This is a genomic window from Bacillus sp. LM 4-2, from assembly GCF_000978495.1.
In the GTDB taxonomy this organism is placed as follows: domain Bacteria; phylum Bacillota; class Bacilli; order Bacillales; family Bacillaceae; genus Bacillus; species Bacillus subtilis.
Map to the genome: position 1 here is coordinate 801,146 of NZ_CP011101.1, position 24,768 is coordinate 825,913.

At 46.1% G+C, this 24,768-nt stretch carries 27 protein-coding genes and 1 pseudogene; 15 read left to right on the plus strand and 13 right to left on the minus strand.

Annotated elements, in window-relative coordinates; translation table 11 throughout:
* Positions 1–48: 48 nt before the first annotated feature.
* The 6 genes from bslm_RS04005 to bslm_RS04030 form a co-directional block, all read right to left on the minus strand.
* On the minus strand, positions 49–1,068 hold the full coding sequence (locus tag bslm_RS04005; protein ID WP_033883243.1) for an NADP-dependent oxidoreductase: 1,020 nt from the start codon (positions 1,066–1,068) through the stop codon (positions 49–51).
* A 104-nt stretch (positions 1,069–1,172) separates the two neighbouring features.
* Positions 1,173–1,973 carry a Fe(3+)-citrate ABC transporter ATP-binding protein YfmF gene (gene yfmF, locus bslm_RS04010; protein WP_003233737.1) on the minus strand — a complete coding sequence of 267 codons (801 nt, stop codon included), beginning with the start codon at positions 1,971–1,973 and terminating at the stop codon, positions 1,173–1,175.
* 12 nt (positions 1,974–1,985) lie between these two features.
* Positions 1,986–2,987, minus strand: a complete 1,002-nt coding sequence (gene yfmE, locus bslm_RS04015; RefSeq protein WP_003243506.1) for a Fe(3+)-citrate ABC transporter permease YfmE — start codon at positions 2,985–2,987, stop codon at positions 1,986–1,988.
* Entirely contained in the window at positions 2,984–3,985 is a 1,002-nt protein-coding gene (gene fecD / locus bslm_RS04020) for a Fe(3+) dicitrate ABC transporter permease FecD (RefSeq protein ID WP_033883245.1), read from the minus strand. The genes yfmE and fecD overlap by 4 nt, the downstream gene beginning before the upstream one ends.
* 71 nt (positions 3,986–4,056) lie before the next feature.
* Positions 4,057–5,004, minus strand: coding sequence for a Fe(3+)-citrate ABC transporter substrate-binding protein YfmC (gene yfmC, locus bslm_RS04025; protein ID WP_003243996.1), 948 nt, complete (start codon positions 5,002–5,004; stop codon positions 4,057–4,059).
* A gap of 109 nt (positions 5,005–5,113) precedes the next feature.
* Positions 5,114–5,482, minus strand: coding sequence for a YfmB family protein (locus bslm_RS04030; protein ID WP_015252572.1), 369 nt, complete (start codon positions 5,480–5,482; stop codon positions 5,114–5,116).
* Positions 5,483–5,725: 243 nt separating this feature from the next.
* Between bslm_RS04030 and bslm_RS04035 the strand changes: the two genes are divergently transcribed.
* From bslm_RS04035 to nosA, 10 genes are all read left to right on the plus strand, one after another.
* Positions 5,726–6,073, plus strand: coding sequence for a YflT domain-containing protein (locus bslm_RS04035; protein WP_003233729.1), 348 nt, complete (start codon positions 5,726–5,728; stop codon positions 6,071–6,073).
* 189 nt (positions 6,074–6,262) lie between these two features.
* Positions 6,263–7,525, plus strand: coding sequence for a pectate lyase (locus bslm_RS04040; RefSeq protein WP_038428594.1), 1,263 nt, complete (start codon positions 6,263–6,265; stop codon positions 7,523–7,525).
* 126 nt (positions 7,526–7,651) lie between these two features.
* Entirely contained in the window at positions 7,652–9,088 is a 1,437-nt protein-coding gene (locus bslm_RS04045) for an anion permease (RefSeq protein ID WP_003233725.1), read from the plus strand.
* A 127-nt stretch (positions 9,089–9,215) separates the two neighbouring features.
* A complete protein-coding gene (gene yflR / locus bslm_RS04050; protein WP_038428595.1) occupies positions 9,216–10,844 on the plus strand; it encodes a two-component sensor histidine kinase CitS in 1,629 nt (542 codons plus the stop codon).
* The gene (gene citT, locus bslm_RS04055; RefSeq protein ID WP_038428596.1) at positions 10,816–11,496 is read left to right on the plus strand and encodes a two-component response regulator CitT; all 681 of its coding nucleotides are present in this window, start codon (positions 10,816–10,818) and stop codon (positions 11,494–11,496) included. The genes yflR and citT overlap by 29 nt, the downstream gene beginning before the upstream one ends.
* A gap of 2 nt (positions 11,497–11,498) precedes the next feature.
* Complete coding sequence (locus bslm_RS04060; RefSeq protein WP_038428598.1) at positions 11,499–12,458, plus strand: tripartite tricarboxylate transporter substrate binding protein; 960 nt, start codon at positions 11,499–11,501, stop codon at positions 12,456–12,458.
* 26 nt (positions 12,459–12,484) lie between these two features.
* A complete protein-coding gene (locus tag bslm_RS21760) occupies positions 12,485–12,610 on the plus strand; it encodes a hypothetical protein (protein WP_003233716.1) in 126 nt (41 codons plus the stop codon).
* Between the two features lie 42 nt (positions 12,611–12,652).
* Positions 12,653–13,954 carry an Mg(2+)/citrate complex secondary transporter CitM gene (gene citM / locus bslm_RS04065; protein ID WP_003242978.1) on the plus strand — a complete coding sequence of 434 codons (1,302 nt, stop codon included), beginning with the start codon at positions 12,653–12,655 and terminating at the stop codon, positions 13,952–13,954.
* A 55-nt stretch (positions 13,955–14,009) separates the two neighbouring features.
* Positions 14,010–14,804, plus strand: coding sequence for an MBL fold metallo-hydrolase (locus tag bslm_RS04070; protein WP_038428600.1), 795 nt, complete (start codon positions 14,010–14,012; stop codon positions 14,802–14,804).
* Positions 14,805–14,922: 118 nt separating this feature from the next.
* Positions 14,923–16,014: a nitric oxide synthase gene (gene nosA / locus bslm_RS04075; protein ID WP_003233711.1), complete on the plus strand. Its 1,092-nt coding sequence runs from the start codon at positions 14,923–14,925 to the stop codon at positions 16,012–16,014.
* Here the strand turns inward: nosA and bslm_RS04080 are convergent.
* Positions 16,005–16,280: an acylphosphatase gene (locus tag bslm_RS04080; protein WP_038428601.1), complete on the minus strand. Its 276-nt coding sequence runs from the start codon at positions 16,278–16,280 to the stop codon at positions 16,005–16,007. The two genes, nosA and bslm_RS04080, sit on opposite strands and share 10 nt — an antisense overlap.
* A 66-nt stretch (positions 16,281–16,346) precedes the next feature.
* Between bslm_RS04080 and bslm_RS04085 the strand changes: the two genes are divergently transcribed.
* The gene (locus bslm_RS04085) at positions 16,347–17,012 is read left to right on the plus strand and encodes an MOSC domain-containing protein (RefSeq protein WP_038428602.1); all 666 of its coding nucleotides are present in this window, start codon (positions 16,347–16,349) and stop codon (positions 17,010–17,012) included.
* 40 nt (positions 17,013–17,052) lie between these two features.
* On the opposite strand, the gene bslm_RS20450 is transcribed toward bslm_RS04085, so the two are convergent.
* From bslm_RS20450 to map, 4 genes are all read right to left on the minus strand, one after another.
* Positions 17,053–17,190 (minus strand): YflJ family protein, encoded by a 138-nt coding sequence (locus tag bslm_RS20450; protein WP_003239885.1) that lies wholly within the window; start codon positions 17,188–17,190, stop codon positions 17,053–17,055.
* Between the two features lie 156 nt (positions 17,191–17,346).
* Positions 17,347–17,502: a hypothetical protein gene (locus tag bslm_RS20455; protein WP_032722995.1), complete on the minus strand. Its 156-nt coding sequence runs from the start codon at positions 17,500–17,502 to the stop codon at positions 17,347–17,349.
* 106 nt (positions 17,503–17,608) lie between these two features.
* Positions 17,609–17,923 carry a DUF3243 domain-containing protein gene (locus bslm_RS04090; protein WP_003233700.1) on the minus strand — a complete coding sequence of 105 codons (315 nt, stop codon included), beginning with the start codon at positions 17,921–17,923 and terminating at the stop codon, positions 17,609–17,611.
* An 81-nt stretch (positions 17,924–18,004) separates the two neighbouring features.
* Positions 18,005–18,754, minus strand: a complete 750-nt coding sequence (gene map, locus bslm_RS04095; RefSeq protein ID WP_038428604.1) for a type I methionyl aminopeptidase — start codon at positions 18,752–18,754, stop codon at positions 18,005–18,007.
* A gap of 171 nt (positions 18,755–18,925) precedes the next feature.
* Between map and nagE the strand changes: the two genes are divergently transcribed.
* The gene (gene nagE, locus bslm_RS04100) at positions 18,926–20,284 is read left to right on the plus strand and encodes an N-acetylglucosamine-specific PTS transporter subunit IIBC (protein WP_003243372.1); all 1,359 of its coding nucleotides are present in this window, start codon (positions 18,926–18,928) and stop codon (positions 20,282–20,284) included.
* A gap of 33 nt (positions 20,285–20,317) precedes the next feature.
* Here the strand turns inward: nagE and ltaS are convergent, their stop codons facing one another.
* Positions 20,318–22,267, minus strand: a complete 1,950-nt coding sequence (ltaS, locus tag bslm_RS04105) for a lipoteichoic acid synthase (protein WP_003233694.1) — start codon at positions 22,265–22,267, stop codon at positions 20,318–20,320.
* A gap of 100 nt (positions 22,268–22,367) precedes the next feature.
* Here ltaS and bslm_RS20460 point away from each other — a divergent pair, with 100 nt between their 5' ends.
* The 3 genes from bslm_RS20460 to bslm_RS04115 all read left to right on the plus strand — a co-directional run bounded on the left by bslm_RS20460 (position 22,368) and on the right by bslm_RS04115 (position 24,456).
* A complete protein-coding gene (locus tag bslm_RS20460; protein WP_010886442.1) occupies positions 22,368–22,505 on the plus strand; it encodes a hypothetical protein in 138 nt (45 codons plus the stop codon).
* Between the two features lie 18 nt (positions 22,506–22,523).
* Positions 22,524–22,916 carry a DnaJ family domain-containing protein gene (locus bslm_RS04110; protein ID WP_003233692.1) on the plus strand — a complete coding sequence of 131 codons (393 nt, stop codon included), beginning with the start codon at positions 22,524–22,526 and terminating at the stop codon, positions 22,914–22,916.
* A gap of 124 nt (positions 22,917–23,040) precedes the next feature.
* Positions 23,041–24,456: an alanine/glycine:cation symporter family protein gene (locus bslm_RS04115; protein WP_029726873.1), complete on the plus strand. Its 1,416-nt coding sequence runs from the start codon at positions 23,041–23,043 to the stop codon at positions 24,454–24,456.
* Here bslm_RS04115 and bslm_RS20465 read toward each other — a convergent pair.
* Positions 24,453–24,725: pseudogene (locus tag bslm_RS20465) on the minus strand (endospore germination permease); the annotation flags it as partial. The gene bslm_RS04115 and the pseudogene bslm_RS20465 sit on opposite strands and share 4 nt — an antisense overlap.
* Between the last annotated feature and the right edge of the window lie 43 nt (positions 24,726–24,768).

Sequence of the window (24,768 nt, forward strand, 5' to 3'; positions counted from 1 at the left end):
ATCGAAACACAAAAGGAGGGCAAAAAGCCCTCCCGTTTTCATCTTCATTCAGCTCGGATCACTGACCTTGATCAGCTGTTTCCCTTTATTTTCTCCCTTAAATAAACCGAGAAACGCGTCAGGAATGTTTTCGAAGCCTTCTGTGATGGTTTCCTCGTAATGGAGTTTACCAGCCTTCAGCCATTCGGCCAGCTGTTTTGCTCCCTCAGAAAAACGATCGGAGTAGTCGCTTACGATAAAGCCTTGCATCAGCGACTTCGTTTTAATGAGTTTTGATTGGACACGAGGGCCCATGTCATCTGCTTCGCTTTTTGCGTTATAGGAAGAAATGGCGCCGCACACCGGAATGCGGGCAAATTCATTGAGCAGATTCATCACCGCGTCTGAAATCGGTCCGCCGACATTGTCAAAATACACATCGACACCGTCAGGACAAGCGTTTTGAAGCGCTTTTTGGATATCATCCGCTGTTTTGTAATTGATGGCTTCGTCAAACTGAAGCTCCTGTTTTAAATAGTCGATTTTTTCATCAGAGCCCGCGATGCCGACGACTCGCGCGCCTTTGATTTTGGCAATTTGCCCGACTGTTGAACCGACGGCTCCAGCAGCTCCGGAGACAACCACGGTTTCGCCTTCCTTCGGGCGTCCGATGTCCAGCAATCCGAAGTATGCTGTTAAGCCGGTCATTCCCAAAATGCCGAGATAGGCCGAAGCGGGAGCAAGGCTTGTATCAATTTTTCGCAAGGCAGACTCGCTCACAGCGGAAAATTCCTGCCAGCTGAGATTTCCGATGACGATATCGCCTTTTTTCAGATGATTCCCGTCTGACACAACTTCAGCGATAACCCCGCCAGAAAGCGCTTTATCCAAGGCGAACGGCTCAACATATGACTTCGTATCCTGCATACGGCCGCGCATATAAGGGTCAACCGATACATAAAGCGTTTTGACAAGCACTTCCCCTTGCTTGGGTTCAGGAACCGGAATGGTTTCAAAGCGAAAGTCTTCATGAACAGGAATACCTTGTGGACGTCTTGCTAATTGAATTTGCTGCTGAGATGCTGTCATTTTCATCCTCCTATCACTTGGTTGACACCACTGTAACATGGACAGGAGAGGAAATACAAAAGGTAAGCTGGCATACAAAAAAGGAGAGGGGGCTCCTCTCCTTTTCATTTCGCCCGTAATTTCGGGCACAGTCCCGTCGGCAGGCACATTGGCTTCTGGTCGATCGGGCTTCTCATGATGCAGCATTCCAAGCCGAAGACTTCACGGAAAAATGGCTGGGTGAACACATCTTCCGGTGTTCCGGCGTTGTATATTTTTCCGTCCAGCACACTGATTAGATAGTCAGCGTATTGAGCGGCTTGGTTTAAATCATGGAGCACCATGACAACGGTGCGGCCATGGTCGCGGTTCAGCTTTTTCAGCAGTTCAAGCACTTCAATCTGATGTGAGATGTCTAAATACGTGGTCGGCTCATCAAGCAAAAGCAAATCAGTGCCTTGCGCAAGTGCCATGGAAATCCAGGCTCTTTGTCTTTGGCCGCCTGAGAGGGCATCAAGTGTCCGATCCTTCAGTTCAATCATGCCCGTTGCTTCCAGCGCCCACTCTACCATGTCATGATCCTCTTGGGTATGCTTGGATAACAGCTTTTTGTGAGGATGTCTGCCAAAATAGCATAACTCCTCTACCGTCAATCCTTCAGGGGCCTGAGGAGATTGTGGAAGAATGGCCAGTTTTTTTGCGACTTCTTTTGATGGCTGGCGGTGGATGTCTTTTCCTTCTAGTAGCACTGTACCGCTTTTCGGGGCCATCAGCCTGGCGAGCGATTTGAGGATTGTTGATTTACCGCAGCCATTAGCGCCGATGAGCGCAGTGATTTTTCCTTCTTCTATCTTTAAGTCGACTCCGTCAATAATCACTGTACTGTCATATGAAAGAGTGAGCTGGTCTGCAGCCAGTTTTCCCATGGTATCCTCTCCCTACTGTTTCCTCGCTTCGAATTTCAATAAATATAAGAAATAAGGCGCGCCGATCACGGCTGTCAGTATTCCGGCAGGTATTTCAACCGGAGGCATGATGCCGCGCCCTAACGTATCTGCAATTAATAATATAATAGCACCAATCAATGCCGATGCAGGCAGTAAATATTTAGCTTTTTCTCCGGTAAGCCGTCTGGCGATATGCGGAGCAAGCAAGCCGATAAAACCGATTGAGCCGACGACGGCTACACAGCTTCCCGCCAGCGCCACCGCGGTGAAAATCAGGATGAATCTCAGCCGGTTTGCGTTTTCTCCGAGACCCTGTGCAAGCTCATCCCCGAGTGACATAAGATCCAGCTTCGGTATGAGTATGCAGACGATCGGAAAAAGAATCAAAAGCCATGGCGCAAGCAGCTTGACTTCTTCCCAGTTTCTTCCCCAGAGGCTTCCTGTCAGCCAAATGAGTGCAGCATTCACGTCGCCTGGAAACTTGACCATCATATATTGCATTCCGGCGTGGCAGACCGCGCCTAAAGCAATGCCTGATAAAGCCAGTGAAGAGGGCTGAATGCTCTTTTTTCGGGCTATCATTAATAATAGTACAGCAATAATGGCGGCTCCGGCAAATGCGGAGAACGGAAGCACGTATACCGGCGACTCAGGAAAGATGAGAATCACAGCCATCGCCGCAAGTCCGGAGCCTTTTGAAATGCCGACAACGTCTGGGGAAGCGAGCGGATTTCGGATCACACCCTGTAAAATCGCTCCGGCAGCGGCAAGCCCAGCACCGGCCAAAATCGCTAATATGATGCGGGGCAGACGATATTGCTGGATGATAAATTCAAAGGAATGATCCAATCCCAGCAGATTCGTCACTACCGCATCAGGTGAAATGTATAATGCACCGATTCCAATGCTGATGACGGACAGAACGATCAAAATCACGGCCAATATGAGTATCGCCAGCAAGGGGCGTTTTTGTTTTCTGGTTGTTTTCTTCATTTCAGATGTCGCCCTTTCCTTGCCAAATATAAGAAAAACGGCGTTCCGATAATCGCGGTGACAATGCCGACCGGTGATTCATAAGGAAATGCAATCCATCTGGCCAGAACATCTGCGTACACCAGCAAAATGGCACCGAACAGTGCCGAAAACGGAAGCACGTATTGATAATGTTCTCCGATCAGCTTGCGGACAATATGCGGGACGAGCAGCCCGACAAAGCCAATCGGCCCGGCGACGGCTACGGAAGCGCCGGAAAGGATTAAAATAATCAAACTGATCAGAATCCGGATGCCGTTCATATTTTGTCCAAGCCCTTTTGCTGTTTCGTCTCCGAGACCGAGAACAGAAACAGAACCGGAAAATACGAGGGCAAGCCCGATGCCAATGACAGAAAACGGAGCGATGGTTATGACGTCCTGCCAGTTGCTGCCGTCGATTGCGCCTGTCATCCAGTACAGAACATCCTCACCTGACTCATTTAAAATAATGATGGCCTGTGTCATAGAGGAGAGGAACAAGTGCACGGCCATTCCTGACAGCGCCAGCTTGACAGGTGTCATTCCGCCGGATGAGGCAATCATATACACAATCGCGCCGCCTGCTGCCGCACCCGCAAAAGCGAATATAACAGATGAATAGGGCGATGCCGGCAGAATGACGAGAGAAGCAACGACAAAAAGCGATGCACCCGCATTCACACCGAAAATTTGGGGTGAAGCCAGAGGGTTTCTGGTCATAGCCTGCATCAGCGCCCCTGCTACAGCTAGGCTGGCGCCGACAAAAACGCCGATTAATGTGCGGGGAAGGCGAAGAGTAGAGATGATGAGCTGTTCCTTTGAACCGTCCCATACAAAAAGATATTTCAATGAATCTATGATGCCGATGTCTGAGGCTCCTACTGAAAGATTCAGCCCAAGCCCAAATATAAAAATAATCAGTGCAATGATGAACATCATCAGTCTTGATGATGAGCGCCGTTTGGCTGATTGATACAACAGTCTCACTTCCTTACTGCGTCTGGTTGCAAAAACGAAGAAGCAAGGATTCCCCTCGCTTCTCATTTGTCCTATTTATTATACACTTTTTTAAGCACATCTTTGGCGCTTGTTTCACTAGACTTGATGCCTCTGAATCTTGTCCAAGTGTCACGGTCCGCATCATAGACTTGTCCATTTTTCACCGCTTTGAGATTTTTCCAGAGCGGGTTCGTTTTCCACTCATCTACAATGGTTTTGCCTTCGTTGGCTGAGATGAACAAAATATCAGGATCGATTTTGCTCAATTGCTCAAGGCTGACCTCTTGATAGGCGTTATCTGACTTCACAGCGTGTGTAAAGCCTAGCATTTTAAAGATTTCTCCGTCATAGGATGATGATGTATGAAGCTGGAAGGAATCCGCTCTTGCAACGCCGAGAACGATGTTGCGGTTTTCATCTTTCGGAAGTTCGGCTTTTAGATCGTTGATGACTTTTTTGTGCTCGGCAAGCTTTTCTTTTCCTTCATCTTCTTTATTTAATGCTTTAGCAATGGTCGTAAAGCTGTCGATCGTTTCGTCATATGTCGCTTCACGGCTTTTTAATTCAATCGTCGGGGCGATTTTTTTCAGCTGTTTATAAATGTTTTTATGGCGCTCAGCGTCAGCGATGATTAAATCAGGCTTCAAGGAACTGATGACCTCAAGATTGGGTTCGCTGCGTGTGCCTACAGATGTGTAATCAATGGAGCTGCCGACAAGCTTTTTAATCATATCTTTTTTGTTGTCATCGGCGATGCCCACCGGCGTAATGCCGAGATTGTGAACGGCATCCAAGAATGAAAGCTCAAGCACAACCACCCGCTTAGGTGTGCCGCTTACTGTCGTTTTTCCTTCTTCGTCATGGATCACTCTGGAATCCTTAGACTCGCTTTTGCCGCTTCCGTTGTTATTCTGGCTTGATGAACAGCCGGATACAATGAGGCAGGCGAGCAATAAAACACTCATGATGGCAATCAACTTGTTAGAATAGGTGCGCATGTCATTCTTCCTTTTTTCAGATTTAGTAATGAGAATCATTATCACATGTAACACTATAATAGCATGGCTTATCATGTCAATATTTTTTTAGTAAAGAAAGCTGCGTTTTTTACTGCTTTCTCATGAAAGCATCATCAGACACAAATAAGTGGTATGAAGCGTTACCGTGTCTTCGAGACAAAAACGCATGGGCGTTGGCTTTAGAGGTTTCGAACATATCAGCAGTGACATAAGGAAGGAGAGTGCTGAGATAACCGGACAATTTCTTTTCTATTTCATCTGTTAGTGCAAATTCAATGTCGCCGATATTCATGATAATCGAGAAAACAAAGTCGATATCGATATGAAAATGTTCCTCGGCAAAAACCGCAAGCTCGTGAATTCCTGGTGAACATCCGGCACGCTTATGGAAAATCTGTTTGACTAAATCACTCACAATCCAAGCATTGTATTGCTGTTCTGGTGAAAAGTATTGCATTAGACATACCTCCTGCTCGTACGGATAAAGGCAGCGTTTCATGGTCGTGTGCTCCGTGCAGCGGCTTCTCCTTAATTTTGATTTTTCTGAAAATAGGTTCCGTTCCTATCACTTTACCATGGACGGAAAACAAATAGCTACTACCATTCCTCCTGTTTTTCTCTTTAATGTTCTGGAATCTGTTTCAGGTACAGACGATCGGGTATGAAAGAAATATAGAAAACATGAAGGAGGAATATCGACATGAAACCAGTTGTAAAAGAGTATACAAATGACGAACAGCTCATGAAGGATGTAGAGGAATTGCAGAAAATGGGTGTTGCGAAAGAGGATGTATACGTCTTAGCTCACGACGATGACAGAACGGAACGCCTGGCAGACAACACGAACGCCAACACGATCGGAGCCAAAGAAACAGGTTTCAAGCACGCGGTGGGAAATATCTTCAATAAAAAAGGAGACGAGCTCCGCAATAAAATTCACGAAATCGGTTTTTCTGAAGATGAAGCCGCTCAATTTGAAAAACGCTTAGATGAAGGAAAAGTGCTTCTCTTTGTGACAGATAACGAAAAAGTGAAAGCTTGGGCATAAAGCAAGGAAAAAACCAAAAGGCCATGACGGCCTTTTGGTTTTTTTGCGGTCTTTGCGGTGGCATTTTGCAGAATGCCGCAATAGGATAGCGGAAAATTTTCGGTTCTGCATGTCCCTCAATTTGCTATTATATTTTTGTGATAAATTGGAATAAAATCTCACAAAATAGAAAATGGGGGTACATAGTGGATGAAAAAAGTGATGTTAGCTACGGCTTTGTTTTTAGGATTGACTCCAGCTGGCGCGAACGCAGCTGATTTAGGCCACCAGACGTTGGGATCCAATGATGGCTGGGGCGCGTACTCGACCGGCACGACAGGCGGATCAAAAGCATCGTCCTCAAATGTGTATACCGTCAGCAACAGAAACCAGCTTGTCTCGGCATTAGGGAAGGAAACGAACACAACGCCAAAAATCATTTATATCAAGGGAACGATTGACATGAACGTGGATGACAATCTGAAGCCGCTTGGCCTAAATGACTATAAAGATCCGGAGTATGATTTGGACAAATATTTGAAAGCCTATGATCCTAGCACATGGGGCAAAAAAGAGCCGTCGGGCACACAAGAAGAAGCGAGAGCACGCTCGCAGAAAAACCAAAAAGCACGGGTCATGGTCGATATTCCTGCAAACACGACGATCGTCGGTTCAGGGACTAACGCTAAAGTCGTGGGAGGAAACTTCCAAATCAAGAGTGATAACGTCATTATTCGCAACATTGAATTCCAGGATGCCTATGACTATTTTCCGCAATGGGATCCGACTGACGGAAGCTCAGGGAACTGGAACTCACAATACGACAACATCACGATAAACGGCGGCACACACATCTGGATTGATCACTGTACATTTAATGACGGTTCGCGTCCGGACAGCACATCACCGAAATATTATGGAAGAAAATATCAGCACCATGACGGCCAAACGGATGCTTCCAACGGTGCTAACTATATCACGATGTCCTACAACTATTATCACGATCATGATAAAAGCTCCATTTTCGGATCAAGTGACAGCAAAACCTCCGATGACGGCAAATTAAAAATTACGCTGCATCATAACCGCTATAAAAATATTGTCCAGCGCGCGCCGAGAGTCCGCTTCGGGCAAGTGCACGTATACAACAATTATTATGAAGGAAGCACAAGCTCTTCAAGTTATCCTTTCAGCTATGCATGGGGAATCGGAAAGTCATCTAAAATCTATGCCCAAAACAATGTCATTGACGTACCGGGACTCTCAGCTGCTAAAACGATCAGCGTATTCAGCGGGGGAACGGCTTTATATGACTCCGGCACGTTGCTGAACGGCACACAGATCAACGCATCGGCTGCAAACGGGCTGAGCTCTTCTGTCGGCTGGACGCCGTCTCTGCATGGGGCGATTGATGCTTCTGCTAATGTAAAATCAAATGTTATAAATCAAGCGGGTGCGGGTAAATTAAATTAAGAAAGTGAAAAACACAAAGGGTGCTAACCTTTGTGTTTTTTAATTAATTAAAATGTTTATTAACTTAGTTAAGGAGTAGAATGGAAAAGGGGATCGGAAAACAAGTATATAGGAGGAGACCTATTTATGGCTTCAGAAAAAGACGCAGGAAAACAGTCAGCAGTAAAGCTTGTTCCATTGCTTATTACTGTCGCTGTGGGACTAATCATCTGGTTTATTCCCGCTCCGTCCGGACTTGAACCTAAAGCTTGGCATTTGTTTGCGATTTTTGTCGCGACAATTATCGGCTTTATCTCCAAGCCCTTGCCAATGGGTGCAATTGCAATTTTTGCATTGGCGGTTACTGCACTAACTGGAACACTATCAATTGAGGATACATTAAGCGGATTTGGGAATAAGACCATTTGGCTTATCGTTATCGCATTCTTTATTTCCCGGGGATTTATCAAAACCGGGCTCGGTGCGAGAATTTCGTATGTATTCGTTCAGAAATTCGGGAAAAAAACCCTTGGACTTTCTTATTCACTGTTATTCAGTGATTTAATACTTTCACCTGCTATTCCAAGTAATACGGCGCGTGCAGGAGGCATTATATTTCCTATTATCAGATCATTATCCGAAACATTCGGATCAAGCCCGGCAAATGGAACAGAGAGAAAAATCGGTGCATTCTTATTAAAAACCGGTTTTCAGGGGAATCTGATCACATCTGCTATGTTCCTGACAGCGATGGCGGCGAACCCGCTGATTGCCAAGCTGGCCCATGATGTCGCAGGGGTGGACTTAACATGGACAAGCTGGGCAATTGCCGCGATTGTGCCGGGACTTGTAAGCTTAATCATCACGCCGCTTGTGATTTACAAGCTGTATCCGCCGGAAATCAAAGAAACACCGGATGCGGCGAAAATCGCAACAGAAAAACTGAAAGAAATGGGACCGTTCAAAAAATCGGAGCTTTCCATGGTTATCGTGTTTCTTTTGGTGCTTGTGCTGTGGATTTTTGGCGGCAGCTTCAACATCGACGCAACCACAACCGCATTGATCGGTTTGGCCGTTCTCTTATTATCACAAGTTCTGACTTGGGATGATATCAAGAAAGAACAGGGCGCTTGGGATACGCTCACTTGGTTTGCGGCGCTTGTCATGCTCGCCAACTTCTTGAATGAATTAGGCATGGTGTCTTGGTTCAGTAATGCCATGAAATCATCCGTATCAGGGTTCTCTTGGATTGTGGCATTCATCATTTTAATTGTTGTGTATTATTACTCTCACTATTTCTTTGCAAGTGCGACAGCCCACATCAGTGCGATGTATTCAGCATTTTTGGCTGTCGTCGTGGCAGCGGGCGCACCGCCGCTTTTAGCAGCGCTGAGCCTCGCGTTCATCAGTAACCTGTTCGGGTCAACGACTCACTACGGTTCTGGAGCGGCTCCGGTCTTCTTCGGAGCAGGCTACATCCCGCAAGGCAAATGGTGGTCCATCGGATTTATCCTGTCGATTGTTCATATCATCGTATGGCTTGTGATCGGCGGATTATGGTGGAAAGTACTAGGAATATGGTAGAAAGAAAAAGGCAGACGCGGTCTGCCTTTTTTTTATTTTCACTCCTTCGCAAGAAAACGGATTTTGAAAAATGAGAAAATTTCCTGTGAAAAATGGTATGATCTAGGTAGAAAGGACGGCTGGTGCTGTGGTGAAAAAGCGGTTCCATTTTTCCCTGCAAACAAAAATAATGGGGCTGATTGCGGCTCTGCTGGTCTTTGTCATTGGTGTGCTGACCATTACGTTAGCCGTTCAGCATACACAGGGAGAACGGAGACAGGCAGAGCAGCTGGCGGTTCAAACGGCGAGAACCATTTCCTATATGCCGCCGGTTAAAGAGCTCATTGAGAGAAAAGACGGACATGCGGCTCAGACGCAAGAGGTCATTGAACAAATGAAAGAACAGACTGGCGCGTTTGCCATTTATGTTTTGGACGAAAAAGGAGACATTCGCAGCGCCTCTGGAAAAAGCGGATTAAAGAAACTGGAGCGCAGCAGAGAAATTTTGTTTGGCGGTTCGTATGTTTCTGAAACAAAAGCGGATGGACGAAGAGTGATCAGAGGGAGCGCGCCGATTATAAAAGAACAGAAGGGATACAGCCAAGTGATCGGCAGCGTATCTGTTGATTTTCTGCAAACGGAGACAGAGCAAAGCATCAAAAAGCATTTGAGAAATTTGAGTGTGATTGCTGTGCTTGTACTGCTGCTCGGATTTATTGGCGCCGCCGTGCTGGCGAAAAGCATCAGAAAGGATACGCTTGGGCTTGAACCGCATGAGATCGCGGCTCTATATCGTGAGAGGAACGCAATGCTTTTCGCGATTCGAGAAGGGATTATTGCCACCAATCGTGAAGGCGTCGTCACCATGATGAACGTATCGGCGGCCGAGATGCTGAAGCTGCCCGAGCCTGTGACCCATCTTCCTATAGATGACGTCATGCCGGGAGCAGGGCTGATGTCTGTGCTTGAAAAAGGAGAAATGCTGCCGAACCAGGAAGTAAGCGTCAACGATCAAGTGTTTATTATCAATACGAAAGTGATGAATCAAGGCGGGCAGGCATATGGGATTGTCGTCAGCTTCAGGGAGAAAACAGAGCTGAAGAAGCTGATCGACACATTGACAGAGGTTCGCAAATATTCTGAGGATCTCAGGGCGCAGACTCATGAATTTTCAAATAAGCTTTATGCGATTTTAGGGCTGCTTGAACTTGGGGAGTATGATGAAGCCATTGATCTGATAAAAGAGGAATATGCGATACAAAATGAACAGCATGATCTTTTATTCCATAACATCCATTCGCAGCAGGTGCAGGCCATTTTGTTAGGGAAAATAAGCAAGGCATCGGAAAAGAAGGTCAAGCTGGTGATTGATGAGAACAGCTCACTCGCGCCTCTTCCTGCGCATATCGGCTTGTCCCATCTTATTACGATTATTGGCAATTTAATTGATAACGCTTTCGAAGCTGTAGCGGAGCAAAGCGTGAAGGAAGTTTTGTTTTTTATCACGGATATGGGCCATGACATTGTCATTGAAGTATCAGACACAGGGCCCGGTGTGCCGCCAGAGAAAATAGAAGCTGTGTTTGAGAGAGGCTATTCTTCAAAGGGGATGAGGAGAGGCTACGGTCTGGCCAATGTGAAAGACTCAGTGCGTGAACTGGGCGGCTGGATCGAACTGGCGAATCAAAAAACTGGCGGGGCGGTATTCACTGTGTTTATACCGAAGGAGAAACAAAGGGGGAATCCATTTGATTCACATCGCGATTGCGGAGGATGATTTTCGAGTTGCGCAAATCCATGAGAGATTGATTAAACAGCTTGATGGATTCAAGATTATCGGCAAGGCGGCTAACGCAAAAGAGACATTGGCGCTTTTGAAGGAACACAAGGCTGATTTGCTTCTGCTGGATATTTATATGCCGGACGAGCTTGGGACCGCGTTGATTCCTGATATACGAAGCCGATTTCCTGAAGTGGACATTATGATTATCACAGCGGCAACAGAAACCCGTCATTTGCAGGAAGCGCTAAGGGCGGGAATTGCCCACTATTTGATCAAACCCGTAACAGCTGACAAGTTCAGGCAGGTGCTGCTTCAGTATAAAGAAAAAAGGAAGCTGCTCATGTCTCAGCCGGAGGTCAGCCAATCCATGATCGACCATATTTTTGGGAACAGTGTGAAGACAGCTTTGCCGGCAGAGAATTTGCCGACTGGCATTAATTCGATTACACTGCGAAAAATTAAGGAAGCGCTTCAGACTGCGTCAGAAGGATTGACAGCGGAGGAACTTGGGGAAAAAATGGGGGCGTCACGAACAACTGCCCGCCGTTATGCCGAGTACCTTGTGTCAAAGGAAGAAGCAAGAGCCGAGCTTGAATACGGAATTATCGGCAGGCCGGAGAGAAAATATTATTTGGCGGCGGATTAGATATGAAAAAATCTATAATCCTATTGATTATTCTATTGATCTTTACTCAGGGTGATATCAGGCAGGCGGCTGCGCCGCGCCTGCCGGACGGGCCGATAGAAATTGTCGTCCCTGCCGAACCTTCTGGCGGCTGGGATGTCACAGCGCAGGCGATCCAATCAGTTTTGAGGCAGAAGCAGATCGTGAAGGATGATGTTCATATCGTCTATAAATCCGGCGGCGGGGGAGAGAAAGGCTGGAAATATGTCAACAAAAGCAGCAAACAAACCATCAGCATGACGTCCAGCTTAATATTGAGCAATGATCTTCTCGGGCAAAGCAAATTAAAAATGGCCGATTTTACGCCGCTCGCCATTCTCTCCAAGGAATGGCAGACGGTTGCATTGCCAAAAGGATCAGCGTTAACAAATGGCAAGGATGTGCTGAATGAGATCAACATGCATCCCGGCAAGGTGAGAATCGGCTTTGCCCCGGGGTTTGGCAATGATGATCAGCTCTCGTTCGTCAGAGCGGCAGATATGTACGGCATTGACCCGTTTGACATTCAATTCTCACAGTATGACAGCAGCGAACAGCTCATTCAGGCGCTGATCAGACATGAGATAGAAGCGGCTTCCATGACCCTTTCTGAAGCGAAACCATATGAACGAAACGGCGATATCACGTTAGCCGCTGTAACATCTGATAAAAGACTTCCCGGTTTTCCAAATGTACCGACGTGGAAGGAGCAGGGAATCCCGTTTGTTTTTTCTCATTGGAGAGGGATTTTGGGCCCGAAAAATATGTCTGAGGAAGAGATTTCTTACTGGGATCAAGCGCTAAAGAAGGTCACCTCTTCACCTGAATGGAAGCGGAAAATAAACGAACAGGACTGGGAAAGCTTTTATTTAAACAGCAGGGAAACGAAACGGTTTTTAGAAGAGCAATCCGCTTTTTATCAAAGCATCATGACAGGAAATTAAGATCCCGGCATCCCGGGATTTTTTTCATGCCGAAAATTGATCAAAAAGAACAAAACGGTTTTAAAAAATTAAAAATACAAAAAAACCAAATTATTTACTTGCGGTTGGTTTTCCCATACGATGGCAAAAAGGCAAGACAAAAAGGGGAGTAAGGGAGAAAAAATGTAAGCGGATTCATTTAAGGGGGAATGGATGTGTTAGCAATCTTAGGCTTTCTCATGATGCTTGTGTTTATGGCATTGATCATGACAAAACGGCTTTCTGTTTTAACAGCATTAGTTTTGACGCCGATTGTGTTTGCGCTTATCGCCGGATTTGGATTTACTGAAGTTGGGGACATGATGATTTCGGGGATTCAGCAAGTCGCGCCGACTGCGGTCATGATTATGTTTGCGATCTTATATTTTGGAATTATGATTGATACAGGCCTGTTTGATCCAATGGTTGGCAAAATTTTAAGCATGGTCAAAGGAGACCCTTTAAAAATTGTTGTCGGGACAGCGGTCCTTACAATGCTCGTCGCCTTGGACGGAGATGGCTCGACAACGTACATGATTACGACAAGCGCCATGCTTCCGCTCTATTTGCTGCTAGGCATCCGGCCAATTATCTTGGCAGGAATCGCGGGAGTCGGCATGGGAATCATGAACACGATTCCATGGGGCGGTGCGACGCCGAGGGCGGCGAGTGCGCTGGGGGTTGATCCAGCTGAGCTTACAGGGCCGATGATTCCTGTCATTGCAAGCGGGATGCTTTGTATGGTGGCAGTTGCGTATGTGCTTGGAAAAGCGGAACGAAAGCGCCTTGGTGTGATTGAACTGAAACAGCCAGCCAATGCCAATGAACCGGCTGCTGCGGTTGAAGATGAGTGGAAGCGGCCGAAGCTTTGGTGGTTCAATTTATTGTTAACGCTTTCTTTAATAGGATGTTTAGTATCGGGTAAAGTCAGTTTAACCGTACTGTTTGTCATTGCGTTTTGTATTGCGCTGATTGTGAATTATCCCAATCTCGAGCATCAGAGACAGCGCATCGCGGCGCATTCCAGCAACGTGCTGGCTATCGGTTCAATGATTTTTGCCGCGGGGGTGTTCACGGGGATTTTGACAGGCACGAAAATGGTTGATGAAATGGCGATCTCGCTCGTGTCCATGATACCGGAACAAATGGGCGGATTGATCCCAGCGATTGTTGCCTTAACAAGCGGCATTTTCACATTCTTGATGCCGAATGACGCGTATTTCTACGGGGTGCTGCCGATTTTATCAGAAACAGCTGTCGCATACGGTGTGGATAAAGTGGAAATTGCCAGAGCCTCTATTATCGGCCAGCCGATTCATATGCTGAGTCCGCTTGTGCCATCCACTCATTTGCTTGTCGGGCTCGTCGGAGTTTCTATTGATGACCATCAAAAATTCGCATTGAAATGGGCGGTTCTCGCAGTGATCGTCATGACGGCTATCGCTCTATTGATCGGTGCGATCTCTATTTCCGTATGATAATTCAGGCGTAATGACACACACTAACGGCATATAACATTCCGGAGGTGTCATTATGAGTGATCCTTATATGCCGCTGACTTCAGTCAGAAGCGGAACGGGGTTCGAAGCGGCAAAAGGGGTGCACGGCCTGACTGTGCAAATTGCGAATGTCTATTTTATTCAGCTGCCTTCTGAACCTCACTCATTTGTTTTAATTGATGCCGGCATGCCTCAAGCAGCCGGCATGATTGTCAATGAAGCCAAACAAAGATTCGGTGAAGGGTTTCAGCTGAAGGCGATTATCCTCACACACGGGCACTTTGACCATATTGGGGCAATCGAAGAGATCCTTGAGCATTGGGATGTGCCTGTTTATGTCCATTCTCGGGAAATGCCTTATGTAACAGGTAAAGAGGATTATCCTCCGGCTCGTCCTGACAGCAAGAGCGGGCTGGTCGCTAAGCTGTCGCCGCTGTTTCCGCGGCACTCCATCGATATTTCCTCACATGTCCAGGCACTGCCGGAAGACGGTTCAGTCCCTTTTCTTGACGAGTGGATGTGGATCGCGACACCAGGACACACGCCGGGCCATATTTCGTTATTCCGCGATGACGGCCGCGTGCTTGTAGCAGGTGATGCTGTTATTACAGTGGAACAGGAGAAAATGGCTGACGTCTTGATACAAAAACAGGAGCTTCACGGGCCGCCGGCTTATTTCACGCCTGACACAGAGACGGCCGCGGAGTCCATTCTAAAGCTGGCCGGTCTTGAACCGGAAGCGTTATTGACAGGGCACGGCATACCGATGACCGGCAAAAACTTTCGAAGTGACTTAACTGAATTGGCAAATCGGTTATCGTCTATTTGACACCCGCACCACGCGGGTGTTTTTTATTGTTTTCCAGGAAGTTGCAGAAAAATCATTTGTCTTGCCGCTTAAAAACGATACAATGAAAAGCATGAAGTGATGTGAAGGGGAGAGTTTGTTGGAAGAAAAAGAAATACTCTGGAACGAAGCGAAAGCGTTTATTGCCGCATGCTATCAGGAATTGGGAAAGGAGGAGGAAGTGAAAGACCGTCTCGAGGACATTAAAAGTGAAATTGACCTGACCGGAAGCTATGTACATACGAAGGAAGAGCTGGAGCACGGAGCGAAAATGGCTTGGAGAAACAGCAACCGCTGCATCGGCAGATTGTTCTGGAATTCGCTGAATGTTATTGACAGACGAGACGTCCGGACGAAGGAGGAAGTGCGTGACGCCCTCTTTCACCATATTGAAACCGCCACCAATAACGGGAAAATCAGACCGACCATTACGATTTTCCCTCCGGAAGAGAAGGGTGAAAAGCAAGTCGAGATCTGGAATCATCAGCTGATCCGGTACGCTGGATATGAGTCAGACGGAGAAAGAATCGGCGACCCGGCTTCCTGTTCCCTGACAGCAGCCTGCGAAGAGCTCGGCTGGCGCGGAGAACGAACGGATTTTGACCTGCTGCCGCTCATTTTTCGCATGAAAGGCGACGAACAGCCTGTCTGGTATGAGCTGCCGCGTTCACTTGTGATCGAGGTTCCAATCACACATCCGGACATCGAGGCGTTTTCTGATTTGGAGCTGAAGTGGTACGGCGTGCCTATCATCTCTGATATGAAGCTTGAGGTCGGGGGCATTCATTATAATGCCGCGCCATTTAACGGCTGGTATATGGGCACGGAGATCGGAGCGAGAAACCTCGCAGATGAAAAGCGGTACGACAAGCTGAAAAAAGTAGCGTCCGTGATCGGCATCGCCGCTGATTACAATACGGATTTATGGAAGGATCAAGCGCTAGTTGAATTGAATAAAGCTGTGCTGCACTCGTATAAAAAGCAGGGTGTCAGCATCGTTGACCATCATACAGCGGCAAGCCAGTTTAAACGGTTTGAAGAACAGGAGGAAGAAGCGGGCAGAAAGCTGACGGGGGACTGGACGTGGCTGATTCCGCCAATTTCACCCGCTGCCACTCATATCTTCCACCGATCCTATGATAACTCAATCGTTAAGCCGAACTATTTTTATCAAGATAAGCCTTATGAGTAAACACTAGAAAATCGATGATGGCCTTCAAGGCTGCGGGATTCAGTCACAGAGATGTCGGTAACCTTTGAGAAAGGGCTTCCGTTCTTTACAGCCTCAACAAACGATTGCAGGGCGTTTTCCGGACCCTCTGCCAAAATCTCGACACGCCCGTCATCACGGTTTTTGACCCAGCCGGCCAGTTTTCGCTTATCAGCTTCCATTTGAACAAAATAGCGAAAGCCCACACCTTGAACCCGGCCGTCTACAATGATTCGGTATTGAAGCATGTAAAAACCACCTTTTCTTTTTATGATAATCAATCATTTTACAACCTGTAAAGGGGATGTGTTTGTATGAAACCAGAGCGCTATTCAGTTCTTTCTCTTAATCTGGGAAAACCGCAGACGCTTGAATATGACGGAAAGAAAATCGATACCGGCATCATGAAGCGTCCGGCTGAATCAGCCGTCATGCTGTATCGGGAGAATTTTGAAGGAGACGGACAGGCGGACCTCGTCAACCACGGCGGACCTGATAAGGCTGTCTGTGTCTACCCGGCGGAGCATTATCCGTTTTGGGAAGAGTTCCTCTCAAGACCGCTGTCAAATGCCGCATTTGGAGAAAATCTGACGGTCGCGGGCCTGACTGAGGAGAATGTTTGCATCGGGGATGTGTTCAGGCTTGATGAAGCTGTTGTTCAGGTCAGCCAGCCGCGCCAGCCGTGTGTAAAGCTGGCGAAAAAGTTTGGTGTAAAAGAAATGGTGCTGAAGGTCCAGCAAACCGGCTATACAGGGTTTTATTTTCGCGTGCTGGAGGAGGGCAGGGTGTCTCCCGGCGCGAACCTTGAATTGCTGTCCAGAGGAGAGAAGGGCATATCCGTCCAGTTCGCCAACCGCATCAACTACCATGATGCAAAAAATCTCACCGCCATTGAACGGATTTTAAGTGAGGCTGCACTATCGGAAAGCTGGAGAGCGTCCTTTATGAAAAAAAAGGACAGGCTGCTGCCGGTTGAATAGAAAAAAGCCGCGCATATCAACGTGCGCGGCTTTGCCATATTTAAGATTGTTTTTTCTTTGTTTCAAGCAGGTTGGCAAGAAAATAGGTTTTATAGCTTTGAAGCTTTCTTCCCTCATGGTGCGTGATCCCCTGCTTTTTTAGTTCTGCCACATACCAGCCTTTACTGCCGTAATGCATGTCAGAAAACTCCTTTCCCTATCTGATTTCGAAACGATTGGCATTGTAACATCTATAAAAAGATGCTGAAAAGAGATGCGGGGAAAACTGAGCCTTTCGAACTAGATGTGCGAATGTTCTTCTGTATGTATATGCGGAGCAAAAGCCGAATATGATTTAATGGCCGGTTAGTTTGATCATGACAACGCCAAATGTCATAATGGCGAAAACAATGCCGATATATGTGAGCATCCCGTTTTTTTTCTTAACGCCGTAAACGGTTATAATGATGCCTTCAATGAAAAAAATGATGCCGAAAATAATAAACCACATGCAGATAAAGGCTCCTTTCACAGACATAATAGTAGTGTAGCATATCTGAAAGAGCCGGGCTGTGATAATATCAAGAAAGCCGGGCGCATATCGCCCGGCTCATGTTTTATTGTTTATCAACCAATTTGACCAGAAGCTGTGCCAAATGTTCTTTCTCATCTTCGTCTGCAACGCTCCAAAGCTCTTGCAGCAGCATTTCTTCACCGTTTTGCGGCTCTTCATGCTTTGCGAGATAGTCTCCCAGGATCGCAGCGCTTTTCACAAGCTTGCCGTCATCCAATCCCAGCTTTTTGCCTCGGTTGACTTGTTTTTTCAGGTAGCCTTTAAATTCATCAAAGTCTTTTAAAATGTCTTCTTTTATTGTGCCATGCATCGCGTTCATTTCGTTTTCAATTTGGATTTTTTCTTGATCTCTGTTCATTGCAAGACCTCCTCGTGCAGAATAATGATGTTTTACCTGCTAATGGAGGAGGTTAAACCTGCCGGAAGCCCGGAATGTGTTTTACAGTTTCGTCAGGATAATCGGTTCATCTTTTGTGATGACGATCGTGTGTTCAACTTGGGCAACCATGCTTTTATCCGGCGTCTTGAACGTCCAGCCGTCTCCAGCTTCAACAATCGTTTCTGCTTTCGTTGAAATAAACGGTTCAAGCGCGATGACTGTGCCATTTTTGAACAGTGCGTTATCAAACGGATCATAATAGTTCATGATGTGATTCGGCGATTCATGCAGGCTTCGGCCGATTCCGTGGCCGGTCAGGGTTTTGATGACGGTAAAGCCTTGAGAGCGTGCTTCATGATAAACGGCTCTTCCGATCTGGTTTTGGCGCTTGCCCGCTTTTGCCTGCTGAAGCCCCTTTTGAAAAGCGTTTTCCGCGCATTGGCAAAGCTTATGAAGGCGTTCTTCTCCTTCACCGAGCACAAATGAGATGCCTGTGTCGGAATAGAAGCCGCCAAATTCAGCGGAGATGTCGATGTTGACAAGGTCCCCTGCTTTTAAAATTTTGGATGTGCTTGGTATGCCGTGAGCCACTTCATCATTTACGCTGATGCATGTCACGCCTGGAAAATCGTATTCCTTCTCAGGAGCTGAAACGGCGCCATGCTCATCAAGCACAGCTTTTCCGATAAGGTCAAGGTCTTTTGTGCTCATGCCGGGCTCTGCCTTCCGCTTCATTTCTTCACGCGCAAGCGCGACGATTCTTCCGATTTTTTTCAGGCCTTCTAATTCTTGATCGTTTGTTACAATCATCTGTCATTCCCGCTTTCTTTTTAAATAATCTAGATTAAGCTTACCACAACTGTCTTAAAAATAGGAAACACACGGACCTGGGAAAAAAGAAATACCCCCGGGAAAATTGGTATAGATCACTAGATATCTTATGTGGTATATTTGAAAAAAAAGGGTATGAGGGGGATGGGTATGCTTTCATTTTTACAAAAACTCGGGAAGTCATTTATGCTCCCGATTGCAGTTCTGCCTGCGGTTGGAATTATCCTTGCGCTTGGCAGAGAGGATGTATTTAATATCCCGTTTGTCTATCAGGCGGGGACGGCGGTTTTTGATCATCTGCCGCTTATTTTTGCGATCGGAATTGCCATCGGCATTTCAAAAGACAGCAATGGGGCAGCGGGTTTATCAGGGGCGATATCGTATCTGATGCTTGACGCGGCAACAAAGACAATTGATAAAACAAATAACATGGCGGTGTTTGGGGGAATTATTGCCGGTTTAATTGCCGGTTACACCTATAACCGCTTCAAGGATACCAAGCTGCCTGAATATCTCGGGTTCTTCAGTGGCAGACGGCTTGTGCCGATTTTAACAGCCATTATTACGATCATTTTAGCGGGCATATTCGGAGTGGTCTGGCCGCCGATTCAATCGTGTATCAACTCGTTTGGAGAGTGGATGCTCGGGCTCGGTGGCATCGGGGCAGGCATATTCGGCCTATTCAACAGGCTGTTAATTCCGCTTGGCCTTCACCATGTGCTGAACAATATTTTCTGGTTCCAATTCGGAGAATATAACGGAGTGACAGGGGATTTGGCGCGCTTTTTCGCGAAAGATCCGACAGCGGGCACATATATGACCGGATTTTTCCCAATCATGATGTTCGGTCTTCCGGCGGCGTGTCTGGCTATGGTTGTGACTGCGAAGCCGTCTAAACGGAAAGCGACGGCTGGAATGATGATTGGATTTGCTTTAACGGCGTTTATCACAGGGATTACGGAGCCGATTGAGTTTGCATTTATGTTTTTATCTCCGCTTTTATACGCTGTTCACGCGGTCTTAACCGGGTTATCTTTATTTATCGTCAACTGGCTCGGCATCCGCTCAGGCTTCTCTTTTTCAGCCGGAGCTATCGATTATGTGCTCAGCTATGGAATCGCAGAAAAACCGCTGCTTCTGCTTTTGGTAGGTATATGCTATGCGGCAGTATACTTTATCGTGTTTTATGTACTGATTAAGGCTTTGAATTTAAAAACGCCTGGACGGGAAGACGATGATGTAGATGAAGTGCTGGATGAAAATACTGTTCAGGATGTAAATGAAAACATCATGCTGAAAGGGCTCGGCGGAAAAGAAAACCTTCAAACCATTGATCATTGCGCCACAAGGCTGCGACTGACTGTGAAGGATACCGCTTTGGTGGATGAAGCGCTGCTAAAGAAAGCAGGCGCAAAAGGGGTTGTCAAATCGGGCGGGCAATCGGTTCAAGTCATTATTGGCCCGAATGTGGAATTTGCGGCGGAAGAATTGAGAGCTGCTGTCAAATAAAAAAAGCGGAGAGGGCAACCTCTCCGCTTTTTCTTATTTATCTTCGTTATCCTTTGACGTTTCGGAAGAATCTTCGTCATGTTTTGTGTAATCATAATCAGAAGGATTCACCTTCTTAAAACCTTTTGGCTCGTAGAACCGCAGCAGGTCTCCGTTTATGATTTTATCGGACATTTCAAGTTCCTTCTTGACGAGTGAGTCTTCTGACTTGTCGACTTCGGATTCATCGAGTTCTTTTCCGGTTTTCGTGTCGTAATACTTACCGGATATTTTCGTGTACTTCGGTGAAATAAAGTCTCCGTTTCGGAACGGAATCACTTCACGGTGTTCTTTCGATAAAATATCAGAACCGGACATCAGATAGTCCTTCGTATCCACTCCGAGCAGATGCAGAATGGTAGGAGCCACATCAACGTCTCCGGCATATTTATGAACTTTCTCGCCCTTCACGCCGGCAGCGTGGATAAAGAGCGGCACCCGTTGAAGCTGGGCGTTGTCGTAATCAGTGATTTCATCCTTGCCAAGCACTTTCGCCATCGCTTTATTGTGGTTTTCAGAGATGCCGTAGTGGTCTCCGTACATCACAATAATCGATTTATCATATAACCCGTCTTTTTTCAGATCATTGAAGAATTGTTCAATGGACTGGTCAAGGTAATGGGCTGACTGGAAGTAGTTATCGACGACAGAGTCACCAAAGTCTCCAGCCGGGAAGTCTGTATCTCCCTCATCCATTCCGAATGGGAAGTGGTTGGAAAGGGTAATGAACTTCGTATAGAACGGCTGCGGCAGGCTTTCCAGCAGCGGCATTGATTCTTTGAAGAACGGTTTGTCTTTCATGCCGTAGTTTTTCGTGTTTTCTTCGTTCATGTCATAGTAAGCAGAATCAAAGAATTTATCAATGCCTTCCGCCTTGTACATTTCGTTACGGTTCCAGAACGTCTGCGTGTTCCCGTGGAAAGTAGCAGATGTGTAATTCTTAGACTTCAGAATCGCCGGAACGGATTGCAGCGTGTTTTGCGCTTTGTTTACGAAAACTGAACCTTGAGCCAGCGGGTACAGAGAGTTTTCCATCATAAATTCAGCATCAGATGTTTTACCTTGTCCCGTTTGGTGGAAAAAGTTATCAAAGTAGAACGTTTCGTTATCATGTGCCAGTTTATTTAAGAATGGTGTCACTTCTTTGCCGTCAATTTTATAGTCGATGATAAATGACTGCAAAGATTCAAGTGAAACGTAAATGACGTTTTTTCCTTCCGCTTTGCCGAAATACACGTTATTCGGCACATCGTAATTGGCTTTCATGTAGTTTTCTACTTCCGTTACGTCGCTGGAATCGGCAAGCGCGCGCTGGCTGTTGGACTTGATATTCTGTACAGCGTCATAAATCGTGAAATTGTATGTTCCCAAGTATTTCACAAGATAGTTCCGGTCGAATGATCTTGTCAGCAATTCAGGACGGTCTGATTCCGCAACTGCCAGGTTGATCAAGAACACAAGAATTGAAGACGCAAAAATAATTCGGAACGATTTTTTGCTTGACGTTTCGGCAGGCTTGTTTACTTTGATCGCCAAGATGATCAGGATGATCGTATCGATAAAGTAAAAGGCGTCAGTCGGTCTCATCAGCGAAAATGCGCTGTCACCGAGTTGGCCGCCGTTTGTTTTAGCCTGCATAATGACCGGAATTGTAATAAAATCATTGAAAAATCTGTAGTACACAATGTTGGCGTACAGTAAAAAAGACATTAAAAAATGAATCACTATAATGGCTGTCTGCTGTAATTTTTTCTTGAACAAGAGTCCAAAGCCAAGAAAGAACAAGCTTGAGCTAAGAGGATTCACAAAAAGCAATATTTTTTGTATCGTGTTGTCTATTCCTAAGTTGAAGTTCAGGACATAACCGACATACGTTTTGATCCATAACAGGACGACCGCAATTAAGAAGAAGGCCAGTCCTCTTTCTTTTATAAATGTTTTCATTGTTACACTCCTTTTTTCCGATCCAGTTCGAGCGAAACGATAGAAAAAACGAACGTATCCAATATAACACGAATCAGCAGATTAGAAAAGTGAAAATCGTATGAGGGAGAAAGTGGCGAAAAACGCCGTCGAATCAACGTTTCGCTTTGATATTACCAAATGTAAAACAAGGTATCTTTCTAGAAATAAAGGAATAAAATGGTACATTGAGAATTGTATGATAAAATATAAGGTATAGATAAAAAGAGGTGAAATGATGGATTTTTCCCATATTGTGTCTGAAGATAAAATTAAGCGCGCCATCAAAGACGGGGACTTTCAAAACCTCCCGGGAATGGGGAAGCCGCTGCCGAAGGATGACGCGGCACACTTGCCGGAATCGCTGCGCATGGGCTATCGTATTTTGAAAAACGCGGGAATGGCAGAGGACGAGGGCGCGCTCAAAAAAGAGCTTATGACCATCGACCATTTAATCGAAAAGTGCTATGACGAAAAAGAACGCGAGCAATTAATCAGAAAAAAATCTGAAAAGCAATTGCTGCTTGATAAGCTTGTCGACAAAAAAGGCATGTTTTCAAAGCCAGCATCCGCTTTTTATAAGAATAAAGTATATGACCGGCTTGGACGAAACAGACCTTCTTCCAGCTGATTTGTCTTGTCTGCAGGATGGCGATTGATAAAAGCCATCCTTTTTATGTTCCAAGTTCTATGTCAAAAGGTTTATGTTTTTCCATCTATGGGAAATGATTCATAAACGAAAAAAGGGTGATGGGATGGAACGACTATTAGTATGGATAGAGCATATATCTGATTGGCTGTGGGGTCCGCCGCTAATCATCCTGCTGACGGGGACGGGCTTGTATTTCACTATTTTGCTGAAAGGTTTTCAATTTCGCTATCCTTTATACATTTTCAAACAGACAATCGGCAGTGTAGGAAAAAAGCCGAAGGGAGAAGGCACAGTCACACCGCTTCAGGCATTGACCTCAGCCCTCAGTTCAACGATCGGTGCAGCGAACATTGTCGGTGTGCCCGCCGCTATTATGTTTGGGGGACCAGGAGCGGTTTTTTGGATGTGGCTTATTGCCTTATTTGCCATGGCGATTAAGTTTTCTGAAAGTGTTCTTGCTGTTCATTACAGAGAAAAAAATGAGCAGGGTGAATACGTCGGGGGACCGATGTATTACATAACAAAAGGGCTGCGCATGAAATGGCTCGGCGTATTCTTCTCTGTTGCGCTGATTGTGGAGCTGATTCCCAGCATTATGGTTCAGGGAAATTCGGTTTCAGTCTCGCTTGCCGAGACGTTTTCTTTCAATAAAATATACGCAGGAATCGGAATTGCATTTTTGATTGGGTTAGTGGTGATAGGAGGGGTAAAGCGGATCGGAAAAGTAACAGAGTTTGTCGTGCCTCTTATGGCAGGGGCATACGCAGGTGCCGGTCTCCTGATTGTTCTCATGAATCTATCATCAGTGCCGGCGTTTTTCTCTCTCGTCTTTTCAAATGCGTTTACCTCTTCTTCAGCAGTTGGAGGGTTCGCAGGTGCTGCGTTGGCGGAAACCGTTCGCTGGGGATTTGCCCGCGGGCTGTATTCTAATGAAGCCGGAATGGGAACAGCCTCGATTGCACATGCGGCAGCAATGACTGATCATCCTGTGCGGCAAGGGTTTTGGTCTGTGATCGGCATTGTCATTGACACCTTGATCATCTGCACGACCACCGCTTTTGTCGTTCTTGCATCTGGTGTCTGGACAGGGAAGAACGCCTCAATTGACCCGGCAGCACTGACGACGGCTGCATTTCAGCATTATTTCGGTTCTGGCGGAGGGTACTTCGTTTCGGTTTCCCTAGTCTTCTTTGTCGTATCAACCATTATGGTTGTCATTTTTTACGGCGTAAAGCAAGCTGAATTTCTGTTCGGGCGGCTGGCAGGACACGTGATCAAATTCGTTTATTTAGCGGCTATTATCATAGGTGCCGCAGGCGGAGCAAAAGCCATTTGGGGCTTTTTGGACTTAGCATTGGCTTTTATTCTCGTTCCAAATGTGATTGCGCTGTTGTTATTGAGCAGAAAGGTAAAAGCGCTGTACACCGAATTCTTTACATCTGAACAGTACTACCTGAAAGATATAAGGAAAACAAAACAGAATCCTGTTTATCAAACAAAAGAAGCTAAAAACTCCTAGTGCTTTGCTTTGGCGCCGAACAACGCTTTGCTTTTTATGATCAAATAAATGAGTAAAGGCAGCAAAAGAGAAATCACTACATTAATGATTGGTTTGATTCTGTTAAAGTCGAAGCTGATTTGTATGTAAGAAGAACCAAAAGCTGCCGGTTGGTGTATACATGGCTTTCGGGTCGTTTTTTGAGTGTAAGAGCGATAGGCTGTACCACGATACTTCACTATAATGACGGAAATCCAAAAGGCTGTGATGATCAGGCCTGAACGATCCAAGATACAATCATCACCATGGAGCAGACACAATTTCCGCATCAGT

Bases quoted from the DNA above. Each gene is read 5' to 3' on its own strand.
- bslm_RS04045 (WP_003233725.1), top strand. From the start codon at position 7,652: ATGGCTTCAGAAAAAGACGCAGGAAAACAGTCAGCAGTAAAGCTTGTT.
- bslm_RS04115 (WP_029726873.1), top strand. From the start codon at position 23,041: ATGGAACGACTATTAGTATGGATAGAGCATATATCTGATTGGCTGTGG.
- bslm_RS20450 (WP_003239885.1), bottom strand. From the start codon at position 17,190: ATGCATTACGGCAGTAAAGGCTGGTATGTGGCAGAACTAAAAAAGCAG.
- bslm_RS04040 (WP_038428594.1), top strand. From the start codon at position 6,263: ATGAAAAAAGTGATGTTAGCTACGGCTTTGTTTTTAGGATTGACTCCA.
- yfmE (WP_003243506.1), bottom strand. From the start codon at position 2,987: ATGAAGAAAACAACCAGAAAACAAAAACGCCCCTTGCTGGCGATACTC.
- nagE (WP_003243372.1), top strand. From the start codon at position 18,926: ATGCTTTCATTTTTACAAAAACTCGGGAAGTCATTTATGCTCCCGATT.
- bslm_RS04005 (WP_033883243.1), bottom strand. From the start codon at position 1,068: ATGACAGCATCTCAGCAGCAAATTCAATTAGCAAGACGTCCACAAGGT.
- bslm_RS04110 (WP_003233692.1), top strand. From the start codon at position 22,524: ATGGATTTTTCCCATATTGTGTCTGAAGATAAAATTAAGCGCGCCATC.
- yfmF (WP_003233737.1), bottom strand. From the start codon at position 1,973: ATGGGAAAACTGGCTGCAGACCAGCTCACTCTTTCATATGACAGTACA.
- bslm_RS21760 (WP_003233716.1), top strand. From the start codon at position 12,485: ATGCCGAAAATTGATCAAAAAGAACAAAACGGTTTTAAAAAATTAAAA.
- ltaS (WP_003233694.1), bottom strand. From the start codon at position 22,267: ATGAAAACATTTATAAAAGAAAGAGGACTGGCCTTCTTCTTAATTGCG.
- bslm_RS04030 (WP_015252572.1), bottom strand. From the start codon at position 5,482: ATGCAATACTTTTCACCAGAACAGCAATACAATGCTTGGATTGTGAGT.
- bslm_RS20455 (WP_032722995.1), bottom strand. From the start codon at position 17,502: ATGTGGTTTATTATTTTCGGCATCATTTTTTTCATTGAAGGCATCATT.
- bslm_RS04070 (WP_038428600.1), top strand. From the start codon at position 14,010: ATGAGTGATCCTTATATGCCGCTGACTTCAGTCAGAAGCGGAACGGGG.
- bslm_RS04080 (WP_038428601.1), bottom strand. From the start codon at position 16,280: ATGCTTCAATACCGAATCATTGTAGACGGCCGGGTTCAAGGTGTGGGC.
- bslm_RS04060 (WP_038428598.1), top strand. From the start codon at position 11,499: ATGAAAAAATCTATAATCCTATTGATTATTCTATTGATCTTTACTCAG.
- yfmC (WP_003243996.1), bottom strand. From the start codon at position 5,004: ATGCGCACCTATTCTAACAAGTTGATTGCCATCATGAGTGTTTTATTG.
- bslm_RS04085 (WP_038428602.1), top strand. From the start codon at position 16,347: ATGAAACCAGAGCGCTATTCAGTTCTTTCTCTTAATCTGGGAAAACCG.
- map (WP_038428604.1), bottom strand. From the start codon at position 18,754: ATGATTGTAACAAACGATCAAGAATTAGAAGGCCTGAAAAAAATCGGA.
- bslm_RS20460 (WP_010886442.1), top strand. From the start codon at position 22,368: ATGAGGGAGAAAGTGGCGAAAAACGCCGTCGAATCAACGTTTCGCTTT.
- bslm_RS04090 (WP_003233700.1), bottom strand. From the start codon at position 17,923: ATGAACAGAGATCAAGAAAAAATCCAAATTGAAAACGAAATGAACGCG.
- bslm_RS04035 (WP_003233729.1), top strand. From the start codon at position 5,726: ATGAAACCAGTTGTAAAAGAGTATACAAATGACGAACAGCTCATGAAG.